This is a genomic window from Bacteroides sp. D1, from assembly GCF_000157095.2.
In the GTDB taxonomy this organism is placed as follows: Bacteria; Bacteroidota; Bacteroidia; order Bacteroidales; family Bacteroidaceae; genus Bacteroides; species Bacteroides xylanisolvens.
On sequence record NZ_JH114350.1, the window covers coordinates 1,070,868 to 1,083,397 of the forward strand.

Below are 12,530 nucleotides of genomic sequence, written 5' to 3' on the forward strand. Positions count from 1 at the left end.
AAACTATATATGTCTTTGGGGTGAAATAAACGGATTTGGAATATTATCCACGTTAAAATCAGAAAAAAGTTTTCCGTTTTGGAAAACTTTCTGTATCAGCGAGAAAGAAAAGTTTCCCGAAATTTAATGTTAAAAGCTAACCAAGCTATGATATAATCTCCTATCTTTGTATCCGGTTTCGGAACTAAAAAGAGGTTTAGTCAATGAGGGAACGCTGTGCAAATCAGCGACAGTACCCGCTGCTGTAATTCTCTAAGAATCCGCACAATAGGCCACTGCATCGATGCCGGTGTGGGAAGGTGTTGCGGGGGAGGGATAAGTCAGAAGACCTGCCGAAGAGATTTTCTATTTTTAATTTATTAATGCTTTCGGGAGTTAAAGTTATGAACTACGCGGAAATTTGTATCATCAAACGTGATGGTAAAAGAGAAGATTTCTCTATCAGTAAGATTAAGAATGCAATCAGTAAAGCATTCAGTGCAAGTGGAATTCAGGATGAGCAGCAGTTGGTTGCTGACATCACCATGAATGTTATCAGTCAGTTTGCTACCCCCACGATCACCGTAGAAGAGATTCAAGACTTGGTAGAAAAGTCGTTGATGAAAGTGCGGCCGGAAGTAGCGAAGAAATACATCATCTATCGCGAATGGCGGAATACGGAGCGTGATAAGAAAACCCAGATGAAACAGGTGATGGACGGTATTGTGGCTATCGACAAGAACGATGTCAATTTGAGCAACGCCAACATGAGCAGTCACACGCCTGCCGGACAGATGATGACGTTCGCTTCCGAAGTAACTAAAGATTATACCTATAAATACTTGTTGCCGAAACGTTTTGCCGAAGCGCACCAGTTGGGAGACATTCACATCCACGACCTGGATTATTATCCGACAAAGACGACAACCTGCATCCAATATGATATGGATGACCTCTTTGAACGCGGTTTCCGCACAAAGAACGGTAGCATCCGCACCCCGCAAAGCATCCAAAGCTATGCTACGCTGGCTACCATCATCTTTCAGACCAACCAAAATGAGCAGCATGGCGGACAGGCGATTCCGGCTTTCGACTTCTTCATGGCAAAAGGAGTGGCCAAATCTTTCCGCAAGCATCTGGCATCGTTCATCAACTTCTATGTGGCTATGGAAAACGGAAATCAGGCCGATGAAAAATCCATCCGCACGTTGATTAAAGAATACCTTCCGTCTATCAAGTCCACCGAGGCCGAACGCGAAACATTGCGCATCGCTCTGGTCGCTTTACAGATCATTATAGATAAGGAACACCTTGCCCGCATCGTCGAAAAAGCCTACCAGCAGACCCGTAAAGATACACATCAGGCAATGGAAGGATTCATCCACAACCTGAATACGATGCATTCTCGTGGCGGTAACCAAGTGGTATTCAGTTCCATCAACTACGGAACAGACACTTCTGCCGAAGGCCGCATGGTGATCGAAGAACTGCTGAAAGCTACCATTGAAGGCCTCGGCACCAGAGGAGAAGTGCCCGTATTCCCTATCCAGATATTCAAGGTGAAAGACGGCGTTTCTTACTCGGAGAAAGACTTTGAGAAAGCAATGAAAGCGGAGAACATCGAAGAGGCAATGACCGACAGTTATGAGGCTCCCAACTTCGACTTGTTATTAAAGGCTTGCCAGACTACTGCGAAAGCGTTGTTCCCGAACTTCATGTTCCTCGACACACCTTTCAACAAGAACGAGAAATGGAAAGCCGACGATCCGCAGCGTTACATTTACGAACTGGCAACAATGGGCTGCCGTACCCGTGTTTTTGAAAATGTGGCCGGAGAAAAATCTTCTTTAGGACGTGGCAATCTTTCGTTCACCACACTGAATATGCCAAGACTGGCTATCGAAGCCCGTATCAAAGCGGAAAATCTGGTAGAAGATGAACGCAACAAGGACGCCATCGAACAAAAAGCAAAAGAAATTTTCATCGAATCTGTACACCAAATGTCTGCGCTCGTGGCCGACCAGCTTTACGAACGTTATCAGTATCAGCGTACGGCCCTGGCACGCCAGTTCCCGTTCATGATGGGAAATAATGTGTGGAAAGGCGGTGGCGAACTGAATCCGAATGAACAGGTAGGAGACGCCTTGCGCAGCGGTACACTGGGGATCGGATTTATCGGCGGGCATAACGCGATGGTGGCTCTCTACGGACAAGGTCACGGACACAGCCAGAAAGCATGGGACACGCTGTATGAAGCGGTGATGGAAATGAATAAAGTGGTAGACGAATATAAAGAGAAATATAACCTGAACTACTCCGTTCTGGCTACTCCTGCCGAAGGACTTTCGGGACGTTTCACGAAAATGGACCGCCGGAAATATGGAAAAATCCCCGGAGTGACAGATCGCGACTATTATGTCAACTCTTTCCACGTAGACGTGAAAGAACCGATCAGCATCGTTGAGAAAATCAAGCGTGAAGCTCCGTTCCACGCTATTACACGCGGCGGACACATCACGTATGTGGAGCTGGACGGTGAAGCGCAGAAGAATGTGCGTGCCATTGCCAAGATTGTGAAAGTGATGCACGACGAAGGAATTGGATACGGCTCTATCAATCACCCGGTAGACACTTGTCATAACTGTGGTTACAAGGGAGTTATCTTCGATAAATGCCCTGTATGCCAGAGTGAAAGTATTCTCCGTATGCGCCGTATCACCGGTTATCTGACGGGCGATTTAAGCTCTTGGAACTCTGCCAAGCGGGCAGAAGAGAAGGACCGTGTAAAACATTTGTAGAATAAATGTTTGATAATTGATGAATGGATAATGAACGGTGCTTGATGAAAGCGTTACGGTTCATTATCCATTATTCGGTTATTGCTTGCAGCACGTTACTCTCATCTTGTACTGTTCTGTAACGAGTATTTATTCCACATTTATATGGTTATCATCCATTCTCAAATCTTTATTTTTCATTAGCTATTAAAGAAGTGAATTTACTAGGAACTTATTCTGAAACGATCGTTGACGGTGAAGGTATCAGGTATTCTATTTATCTTGCCGGCTGCTCCCATCATTGTCCCGGTTGCCACAACCCGGAGAGTTGGAATCCGGGAGCAGGGGAAGAACTGACGGAGGAGAAAATACAGTCCATCATCCGTGAAATCAAAGCGAATCCTTTGTTGGACGGCGTTACTTTTTCCGGCGGTGATCCGTTTTTTCATCCGGAAGCGTTCCTGCTTTTACTGAAACGGGTGAAAGAGGAAACAGGGATGAACGTGTGGTGCTACACCGGATACACATACGAAGAAATTAAGGCGCAGCCTCGTTTGAGTGCCGCTCTTGATTATATTGATGTATTGGTGGACGGACGCTTCGAACAGGCTCTTTTCTCTCCATATCTGGAGTTCAGGGGAAGCAGTAATCAGCGGATTTTGAAGCTGAAGTAAATGTAATTCGACATTTAGAGTAAGTTGAATCCAGTAGTTGAGCACTAAAAAAACTTATTTTTCAAAGGAAACAAAAACACCTGTACCGTTGTTTTGTTTACCTTTACGAAACCAAGTGAATCATTTTTCATCACAGAGTAACGCGGCGCTTTTTTGTAGCCGGTGGGGCTTGCGTCTGTGTTTGTGTCTGCTTGATGGTGAAGAAATAAACGACTACTTACAAGAATAAGTTTTTATGGTACAATCAATAAATCCAACTCAAAAAAACGATGAGACCGATGGCTTGCCAATGCCTAAACGTATTTGGGCGGTGGTGTCTGTCGGCTTTGCTCTTTGTATGTCAGTACTGGATATTAACATCGTCAATATCGTACTACCTACACTTTCGCATGATTTTGGGACTTCTCCCGCTGTAACCACCTGGATTATCAACGGCTATCAGCTGGCCATCGTTATATCGTTACTGTCTTTTTCCGCTTTGGGTGAAATCATCGGTTACCGGAAAGTCTTTCTTTCGGGCATCGGACTGTTTTGCGTCACTTCATTGATCTGTGCCTTGTCCGATTCGTTTTGGACTTTGACGGTTGCCCGTATCTTTCAAGGGTTCAGCGCTTCCGCCATCACTAGTGTGAATACGGCACAGCTGCGTTACATCTATCCGAAGAGCCAGATCGGGCGGGGGATGGGGATTAATGCAATGGTAGTCGCTATATCGGCTGCCGCCGGACCATCTGTGGCGAGCGGTATTCTTTCCATTGCCAGTTGGCACTGGTTGTTTGCCATCAATGTGCCGTTAGGACTCACTGCATTGCTTCTCGGCATCAAACATCTGCCACGACAGGAGGAGCGTACGAAACGTAAATTCGATTATATCAGTGCCATCGCGAATGCGGTCACTTTCGGTCTGCTCATTTACACGCTGGACGGATTTGCCCACCATGAGAAAATGGACTTCCTTTTCATTCAACTGATTGTGTTGGCAGTGGTCGGTACCTACTACGTGCGCCGGCAACTGACGCAGACCACTCCGCTGCTCCCTCTTGATCTGCTGCGGATTCCGATTTTCCGGCTGTCCATCCTGACTTCCATCTGTTCTTTCATAGCACAAATGACAGCGATGGTTTCTTTGCCTTTTTTCCTCCAGAACACTTTGGGACACAGCGAAGTCATGACCGGACTTCTACTCACACCGTGGCCGTTGGCTACGCTTGTCACGGCTCCGTTGGCAGGATATCTTGTCGAGCGCATCCACCCCGGTATCTTGGGAAGTGTCGGGATGGCTCTGTTTGCCGTCGGGCTTTTCTCGCTTTCCAGTCTGACTGCCGAGTCGTCCGATATTAGTATCATTCTGCGTTTGATGCTGTGTGGTGCAGGATTCGGATTGTTCCAGACACCGAACAACAGTACGATTATCTCTTCCGCTCCTACGCAACGTTCGGGCGGAGCCAGTGGTATGTTGGGAATGGCCCGCCTGTTGGGACAGACCACCGGGACAACATTGGTCGCATTGCTTTTCAGCTTTGTCGCTCATGACCGGAGTACGGCTGTCTGTCTTATGGTAGGAAGTGGATTTGCTGTTGTGGCGGCTATCGTCAGCAGCTTGAGACTATCGCAGCCTTCCACTCTGAAAAGAAAATAAGAACTTATAAAGTCAGGCGAATTGAAAATAAATAAACTGAGGCTGGTGCCGAAAGCGGAGCTCACTCCGGAACTGGAGGTGTACTACAATTATACCTGTCAGGAGGGCGATTATATCAAAACGTGCACAGTGCCTTCACCCAAGTTGGATGAAACGGATTTGGAAAGAGAAAAAAAGATGTTGAAGATTTAGAAGATTTAAAGGCAAGCAACTATAAAAAAGTATCCCGGATGAGAGAGGAGTGAATACCTGTTCTCATCCGGGATACTTTTTTATGTCTTTCTTCTGTCGTTTGGTCTGTTAGAAGAAGAACCTTAGAATATCGTTGAAGTTAGCCCATATCAACAGACCGAAGAGTAGAATCATACCGGTCATTTGAGCGTATTCCATAAATTTGTCGCTCGGTTTGCGGCGAGCTATCATCTCGTAGAAGAGGAAGAGCACGTGGCCGCCGTCCAATGCGGGGATAGGGAGGATATTCATGAAAGCCAGAATGATGGAAAGGAAGGCTGTCATATACCAGAACTGGTGCCAATCCCATGTAGCGGGGAAGATGCTGCCGATCGTTCCGAAGCCACCTAGCTGTTTGGCTCCTTCTTTCGAAAAGAGGTATTTCATGTTTCCTACATATCCTTTCAGGGTTTTTACGCCGAGGGAGACACCTGCCGGGAAGGATTCAAAGAAAGTATATTCTTTTTTCACCATAGGGAGCAGGCGGTCTGTGACGAGACAGGCGGTTACACCCATCAGGTAGGCGGAGTCTACACGCATATTCAATGTGTCGGTTACGCCGCCACGCACATAGGTCAGTGTAATCAGGCGCGGATCTATGCTGTCTTTGAGCAGGGTTTCCGCGTTTTTCTTACGTTCTGCCATCGCTTCTTTGAAGTCGGAGAAAGAAATCGGTGTTCCGTTCAGGGCGATAATGCTGTCGCCTGGTTGGATGCCTGCTTGTGCGGCAGGAGAATTCACCATCACACTGTCTATCACATACGGGAAACGGTAGGAGGCAAAACGGATGCTGTCTGCCAGAAGGCGTTGCATCAAGTCTTCAGGGATATAAACGGAGGCTTTCGCACCGTTGCGGATAACGCTTACTTCGCGGGCGTCGGCAATCTGGCTCAACATATCGCCGTCATAACGTTCAAAAGGAACGCCGTCGGCAGAAAGAAGGATGTCGCCGTCCTGAAAACCTACGGATTTGGCTGTTTCGTTGAAATCCATACCGAGAGGAGCTTCCTGCACCTTTATATATTGGTCGCCCCACGCAAATAGAATCATCGAGTAGATGAACAGGGCCAACAGAAAGTTGAACAGTACGCCACCCACCATGATTAGCAGACGTTGCCACGCCGGTTTGGAACGGAACTCCCACGGTTGTTCGGGTTGTTTCATCTGCTCGGTATCCATCGACTCGTCAATCATACCGGCTATCTTGACATAACCGCCCAATGGCAGCCAACCTACTGCATATTCTGTGTCACTTTTCTTGGGCTTGAATTTAAACAGGGTGAACCAGGGGTCAAAAAATAAGCAGAATTTTTCTACACGCACCTTAAACAAACGGGCAAAAAGAAAATGCCCGCCTTCATGAATGATAACGAGCAAAGATAAGCTCATAATCAATTGCAGGGCACGAATCAAAAATGTTTCCATATAGTCTATTTACAATTTAAAGCCTTCACTGGATTCTCTGCCAAAGAGAAGATATAAAGGCTATTTTCAATTTATATTAATACTAATCAATTTCTCTATTTTCTTTATTCCTCTACGAAATGAATTATATCAGACTTGCTGCTATCTTTCTTGCTTCCGCATCGGTAGCCACATAATCATCGTAGGTCGGGTTGGCAATGAAGGTGGCCCGTTCCATTGTTTTCTCTATCACGTCGCTCATGCCGAGGAAGCTGATGCCGTCTTTCAGGAAAGAGGCTACCACTACTTCATTGGCGGCATTAACGATGCAAGGCATGTTCCCTCCGCGATACATCGCTTCGTAAGCGAGTGCCAGATTGCGGAAACGTTTCGTGTCGGGTTGCTCAAACGTCAGGTTCGTGCATTTGGAGAAATCGAGCCTGTCGAAAGAAGAACTGATACGGTCGGGATAGGAGAATGCATACTGGATGGGTAGGCGCATATCGGGCATGCCCAACTGTGCTTTTACAGCTCCATCCTCAAACTGCACCATCGAGTGAATGACTGATTGCGGATGCACAACCACCTCAATCTGACTGGGTTGGACACCGAACAGCCATTTGGCTTCGATCACTTCAAAACCTTTATTCATCATAGAAGCAGAGTCAATCGTGATTTTCGCTCCCATCTCCCAATTGGGATGTTTCAAGGCCTGTGTCTTAGTCACGGACTTCAATTGTTCCAAAGTGTAAGTGCGGAACGGACCTCCGGAGGCAGTCAATATCACTTTCTCAATCGGATTGCCCACTTCTCCCGCTAAACACTGAAAAACGGCGGAGTGTTCAGAGTCTACCGGCAGAATTGGAGTGCGATATTGTTGTGCCAGCTGGTTAATCAGTTCACCTGCTACTACCAATGTTTCTTTATTTGCCAACGCAATCGCTTTCTTGGCACGGATCGCGTTGATTGTCGGCTTCAGTCCGGCATAACCGACCATGGCTGTCAATACCATATCAATAGGACCTGCTTCCACAATCTGACAGATAGCGTCGGTTCCTGCATACACCTTGATAGGCAGGTCGCTCAATGCTTCTTTCAGTTCGGAATACTTTTCTTCGTTGGCTATCACTACCACTTCCGGCTGGAACTTCCGTGCTTGGGCAATCAGTAGTTCCACACGATTGTTGGCTGTCAGTGCGTATGCTTCGTACAGGTCGGGATGCTCTTCGATGACTTGCAAAGCCTGCGTCCCGATAGAACCTGTGGAGCCAAGGATAGCTATTTGTTTTTTCTTTTTATTAGTCTCTATATTCATTTTATCTATTTCTTCCTATTTTGTTGACAAACATATCATCGCTGATTATCACTTATATCTCATCATTCGCCATATCTCATCATTCATCATTGATAACTTAAAAAACGATGTATTTTTCCGGATTTACCGGGTGACCTTTATACCAAAGTTCGAAGTGCAGGTGCGGCCCTGTACTAAGTGTTCCGCTATTTCCTACCAGGGCGATGGCTTCGCCTCCTTTCACCCGTTCACCTTCCTTTTTCAGGAGAGAGCCGCAGTGTTTGTAGATCGAAATTAAATCCTGGTTGTGTTGCACGCCAATCAGATAACCGGTTTCAGCGGTGTATGTACTAAGGATGACGGTTCCGTCCATGGTTGCCAGTACGCTTTCGTTGGGATTGGCGGCAATGTCAGTGCCGTAATGTTTCTTTTCGGCATTGAAGTGGTCGGACACCATGCCTCGTGTCGGACGGTATAATATCAATCCGGTCACGTCCGGTTGGGAAGTGATGGAGGTCAGATTGTATTTTTCATTCTCCTCATATTGGCGGCGGAATTCTTCTTCCCGCTTGGTTCGTTCCATCAACGTGTCTTCACGGGCAGCAGTCAGCGAATCAAGCGTTTGCACGCTGTCGATAGGCACTTTCCCGCTGAAGATGTCCTGAATATTCATGATGTAGAGGTTCTGCTTGTTGAGCACTTGTTGCAAAGAGTCTACACGCAGCGCATTGTCTACAATCTGTGTACGGACTTCACTGTTCATATATCCCGGAAGATAATTGCGTAACGGGGTGAAAGTAATGATGCAGGAAGCAATCAGGAAAAGCACTGCCAGCACGCAAAGTAAAACGGATAGTCCATTGAGCTTGGATACACGAAGTCCGACAATTTCTTCAAGTGTATTTTCATTAACGATCGTTAGTTTATACTTGAACTTGAAATTTTTCCAGAAAGCTTTACTTCGTCTTCTCTTTGGCATCTTTGGTAATTAAAGATTAAAAATTAAACTATTAAAAGGGGCTGCGGCCGGACTAATCTTTGTTTTGCCACGGATGACACGGCTTCCCAGTGAATTTTGATTAATGAAAACCGTGGAATCTGTGTCATTCGTGCCTGATTTATCCGGGAGCTGTGTCATCCGCGTCCAACTCCTCCAGATTGAGTAACCCTTCGGGAAGTTCCACGGTGATGAGTTTCTGTTTCTGATCTATTCCTACGATAAATTCCTCTTGGGCGGGAACGAGTAGTTCCTCTTCTTCTCTTTCAACCACAAAAAGGGTGTTTACCGTAGTGTTATCTACATCTATCACTTCTCCCAGAGGTCCGTGATGAATGTCTTCCATTTGGAAACCGATAAAGAAGTTCCAGGACAATTCGCCGTCTTCCGCTTCTTCCGCATGCTTTACGGGGAAGTAAACTTCGATGTTGGTGAACATTCTGGCACGTTCGGCGGTGTCTATTCCTTCCAGTTTTACCAAAGCGGTGGAGTCGGAACGGAAACGGTACTCTTCAATGAAGAAGGGCACGAAAATACCGTCGAGCAGGCATATCAGATAATCGCAGTCCACACGGTCGAAAATGTCGTCCGTAAACGTAAACTGCAATTCGCCGTGAATACCATGCGGTTTATTGAATAATCCTATCTTATATACTTCTTCTTTCTTTATCATATTCGGGTGATTCTGGCTCCGATAGCGTTCAGACGTCCTTCGATGTTCTGATAACCACGGTCTATCTGTTCGATGTTACTAATGGTACTGGTTCCTTCGGCGCTCATGGCGGCAATCAGAAGGGCGATACCGGCACGTATATCCGGTGAAGTCAGGCGGGCACCGCGCAACTTGAAGCCATGATTGTGTCCGATGACTACGGCACGGTGAGGGTCGCAGAGGATGATCTGTGCACCCATATCGATTAGCTTGTCCACAAAGAACAGGCGGCTTTCGAACATCTTCTGATGGATCAGTACGCTGCCTTTGGCTTGTGTGGCTACAACGAGCATCACACTAAGCAAGTCGGGAGTCAGTCCCGGCCAGGTGGCGTCGGCTATCGTCATGATGGAGCCGTCGATGAATGATTCTATCTGGTAGGTTTCCTGTGCGGGAACATAAATGTCATCTCCTTTCTGTTCGAGCTTGATGCCCAGGCGGCGGAAGCTCTCGGGGATGATTCCAAGGTTCTCGTAAGAAACGTTCTTGATGGTGATTTCGCTTTTTGTCATGGCTGCCATACCGATAAAACTGCCGACTTCAATCATATCGGGCAATACGGTGTGTTGCGCGCCATGCAATTCTTCCACACCTTCAATAGTAAGCAGGTTGGAGGCAATTCCGCTGATTTTCGCTCCCATCCGGTTGAGCAACCGGCAGAGTTGTTGCACGTAAGGTTCGCAGGCAGCGTTGTAGATGGTAGTAGTGCCTTTGGCAAGCACGGCAGCCATTACGATATTGGCTGTTCCGGTGACGGATGCTTCGTCCAGCAGCATATAGCTTCCTTGAAGTCTGTCGGCTGTTATTTCATAAATGCCCCGTCCTTCATCATAACGGAAGTCCGCTCCTAAATTCTGAATACCTACAAAGTGAGTATCCAAACGGCGGCGACCGATTTTATCTCCTCCCGGCTTGGATATCAACGCTTTGCCGAAACGTGCCACCATAGGGCCAATCAGCATGACAGAGCCTCGCAGACTGGAGCATTTCTTTAAAAACTCATCGCTTTCCAAATAAGCCAAGTCTACATTCTCTGCTTTAAAACTATAAGAATCAATGCCTTTCTTTGCAACCGTCACTCCCATCTCGCGCAAGAGCTGAATCAAGTTGTTGACATCAAGAATGTCAGGTATATTGTTCACCGTTACTTCCTCTGCGGTTAGCAATGTGGCACAGATTATCTGCAAAACTTCGTTTTTAGCTCCTTGCGGGTGAATCTCTCCGCAAAGCCGATGTCCTCCTTCGATTACAAATGAAGCCATTAATTTTTTAAGTATTAAGTGTGATTAAAGTATTAAGTATCAAGTGTTAAGTATTAAGTATTAACTGTACGGTATCGCACGCTAAGTAAATAAGTAAAAGAAATCCAACCAGTGCCAACAAATGGCTGCGATTAATACTTAATACTTTATACTTAATACTTATTTCCTACTTTCTTAGTATCTTCTCTTGTTGTTCTGACGATTATTGGTATAGTTCGTCTTCGGACGATAGTTCTGGTTCAGGCGTTCTGCCATCAGCCGGACGATATCGTCAGTCATTTGGAGTTCCCCGTTGGAGAGTTCGTACAGGTCTTCGGCGATCTTTTTGTCGTCCACTGTATCTTTGTTCCATGCCAGGTAGTCCTTTTTCATGTGGTTGCAGATGAGGGCAATCAGGTTTCTCTTTTCGTTTCCTTCGGGGAATTCGATTGCTTTCTTTATCAGCACTTCCAGTGTGCGTCCGTAGTGGCGATAACGCATACGGGCAGTGGAGTAGGGGATCGGATCCGGGCGGGTCACCAGGTTGTCCTTACGGATGATTTCATACGGGTAGTCAATATCCAGCTCAAAACCGGACATGATAGCCAGGTGATCCCAGAGCTTGTGCTTGAAGTCGGGCACATCACGCAAATGGGGGAACATATTTCCCATAATGTTGATGATGGTGTTAGCACAACGCTGACGTTCTGCACGATCCTGAATGGTCAACGCATAATCTACCATGTTCTGGATGCTACGCCCGTATTCGGGAAGCGGCATTCTTTTCTGTTGAGTATTGTATTGCATTTATTTAATTGAAAGTTTAAAATTAAAAATTAAAGAAGTTTTTTCGGCATGGAAGCAACGAATTCTTTCAAGTAGAAAGGTTCGAAGTAAGCCACGTCTTTATAATCTTCGTCGGCTATTGCTTTTTCTGCCAGCGGGAACATCATTTTAGCCAACGGGTGAATATTGTCGATAAAATGTGCGTTCGGATGCGTGATCTGTTCGCGGCATTTGTCGGCCCCGTTTCCAAAGAAATAAACCGGCTGCTCGTTCAGAAACTCCAAGTAAGAGTTTTCGTCTACAATATCGGCAGCTACTGCACGTTTCACCTGAAGTCTGCGGTCATAAACGGCTGCGTATACTTCCATGCGGCGGGCGTCGATCATCGGACAAAGCAAAGCGTCCTCGGGCAAGTCGTGATACAACAACACCGGAACAGTCAATACTTCCAGCGTCGGAATACCGATCAATGGGACGTTACGTCCGTAACAAACTCCTTTCGCCATAGAAACCCCGATTCGAAGTCCGGTGTAAGAACCTGGCCCGCAGCTCACTGCGACTGCATCCAAAGGGATGGCATGACTGTCTATGAAAGACAACGCTTCATCTACAAAAACTCCTAAAGACACGGCGTGTGAAGGGCCTTTCAAATCTTCTTTCACAAAAATCGTCTGTCCGTCTTGACTGGCCGCTACCGAGCAAACAGAGGTAGAGGTTTCAATATTCAGTATACACGACATAAAAATCAGCTTATTAAATTGTCGCAAATTTACATGATTATTTCCAATTCTTAAAA

At 46.4% G+C, this 12,530-nt stretch carries 11 protein-coding genes and 1 riboswitch; of the genes, 4 read left to right on the top strand and 7 right to left on the bottom strand.

The window, feature by feature from the left end; genetic code table 11:
* The first annotated feature begins 162 nt into the window (after positions 1-162).
* Positions 163-352: riboswitch (cobalamin riboswitch) on the top strand.
* A gap of 31 nt (positions 353-383) precedes the next feature.
* From BSAG_RS00765 to BSAG_RS25095, 4 genes are all read left to right on the top strand, one after another.
* A complete protein-coding gene (locus tag BSAG_RS00765; protein ID WP_004313429.1) occupies positions 384-2,777 on the top strand; it encodes an anaerobic ribonucleoside triphosphate reductase in 2,394 nt (797 codons plus the stop codon).
* 194 nt (positions 2,778-2,971) lie between these two features.
* Positions 2,972-3,430 (top strand): anaerobic ribonucleoside-triphosphate reductase activating protein, encoded by a 459-nt coding sequence (gene nrdG / locus BSAG_RS00760; RefSeq protein ID WP_004313428.1) that lies wholly within the window; start codon positions 2,972-2,974, stop codon positions 3,428-3,430.
* 235 nt (positions 3,431-3,665) lie between these two features.
* Positions 3,666-5,069, top strand: a complete 1,404-nt coding sequence (locus BSAG_RS00755) for an MFS transporter (RefSeq protein ID WP_008026570.1) — start codon at positions 3,666-3,668, stop codon at positions 5,067-5,069.
* 21 nt (positions 5,070-5,090) lie between these two features.
* Entirely contained in the window at positions 5,091-5,261 is a 171-nt protein-coding gene (locus BSAG_RS25095) for a hypothetical protein (protein WP_153882593.1), read from the top strand.
* 108 nt (positions 5,262-5,369) lie between these two features.
* On the opposite strand, the gene rseP is transcribed toward BSAG_RS25095, so the two are convergent.
* The 7 genes from rseP to tsaB form a co-directional block, all read right to left on the bottom strand.
* Positions 5,370-6,725, bottom strand: a complete 1,356-nt coding sequence (gene rseP / locus BSAG_RS00750) for an RIP metalloprotease RseP (protein ID WP_004317003.1) — start codon at positions 6,723-6,725, stop codon at positions 5,370-5,372.
* A gap of 124 nt (positions 6,726-6,849) precedes the next feature.
* Positions 6,850-8,019 (bottom strand): 1-deoxy-D-xylulose-5-phosphate reductoisomerase, encoded by a 1,170-nt coding sequence (locus BSAG_RS00745; RefSeq protein ID WP_004317002.1) that lies wholly within the window; start codon positions 8,017-8,019, stop codon positions 6,850-6,852.
* 97 nt (positions 8,020-8,116) lie between these two features.
* On the bottom strand, positions 8,117-8,977 hold the full coding sequence (locus BSAG_RS00740) for a M23 family metallopeptidase (RefSeq protein WP_004317001.1): 861 nt from the start codon (positions 8,975-8,977) through the stop codon (positions 8,117-8,119).
* Positions 8,978-9,116: 139 nt separating this feature from the next.
* Positions 9,117-9,668 (bottom strand): ribosome maturation factor RimM, encoded by a 552-nt coding sequence (gene rimM / locus BSAG_RS00735; protein WP_004317000.1) that lies wholly within the window; start codon positions 9,666-9,668, stop codon positions 9,117-9,119.
* Positions 9,665-10,969 (bottom strand): UDP-N-acetylglucosamine 1-carboxyvinyltransferase, encoded by a 1,305-nt coding sequence (murA, locus tag BSAG_RS00730; RefSeq protein ID WP_004316999.1) that lies wholly within the window; start codon positions 10,967-10,969, stop codon positions 9,665-9,667. The genes rimM and murA overlap by 4 nt, the downstream gene beginning before the upstream one ends.
* Before the next feature lie 174 nt (positions 10,970-11,143).
* Complete coding sequence (locus BSAG_RS00725) at positions 11,144-11,755, bottom strand: DUF4290 domain-containing protein (RefSeq protein ID WP_004316998.1); 612 nt, start codon at positions 11,753-11,755, stop codon at positions 11,144-11,146.
* A 29-nt stretch (positions 11,756-11,784) separates the two neighbouring features.
* The gene (gene tsaB, locus BSAG_RS00720; RefSeq protein ID WP_004316997.1) at positions 11,785-12,474 is read right to left on the bottom strand and encodes a tRNA (adenosine(37)-N6)-threonylcarbamoyltransferase complex dimerization subunit type 1 TsaB; all 690 of its coding nucleotides are present in this window, start codon (positions 12,472-12,474) and stop codon (positions 11,785-11,787) included.
* Between the last annotated feature and the right edge of the window lie 56 nt (positions 12,475-12,530).

What these genes read in the sequence shown, in the direction of transcription:
- BSAG_RS00765 (WP_004313429.1), top strand. Translation starts at nt 384, where the DNA reads ATGAACTACGCGGAAATTTGTATCATCAAACGTGATGGTAAAAGAGAA.
- BSAG_RS00755 (WP_008026570.1), top strand. Translation starts at nt 3,666, where the DNA reads ATGGTACAATCAATAAATCCAACTCAAAAAAACGATGAGACCGATGGC.
- rseP (WP_004317003.1), bottom strand. Translation starts at nt 6,725, where the DNA reads ATGGAAACATTTTTGATTCGTGCCCTGCAATTGATTATGAGCTTATCT.
- BSAG_RS00745 (WP_004317002.1), bottom strand. Translation starts at nt 8,019, where the DNA reads ATGAATATAGAGACTAATAAAAAGAAAAAACAAATAGCTATCCTTGGC.
- BSAG_RS00740 (WP_004317001.1), bottom strand. Translation starts at nt 8,977, where the DNA reads ATGCCAAAGAGAAGACGAAGTAAAGCTTTCTGGAAAAATTTCAAGTTC.
- rimM (WP_004317000.1), bottom strand. Translation starts at nt 9,668, where the DNA reads ATGATAAAGAAAGAAGAAGTATATAAGATAGGATTATTCAATAAACCG.
- murA (WP_004316999.1), bottom strand. Translation starts at nt 10,969, where the DNA reads ATGGCTTCATTTGTAATCGAAGGAGGACATCGGCTTTGCGGAGAGATT.
- BSAG_RS00725 (WP_004316998.1), bottom strand. Translation starts at nt 11,755, where the DNA reads ATGCAATACAATACTCAACAGAAAAGAATGCCGCTTCCCGAATACGGG.
- tsaB (WP_004316997.1), bottom strand. Translation starts at nt 12,474, where the DNA reads ATGTCGTGTATACTGAATATTGAAACCTCTACCTCTGTTTGCTCGGTA.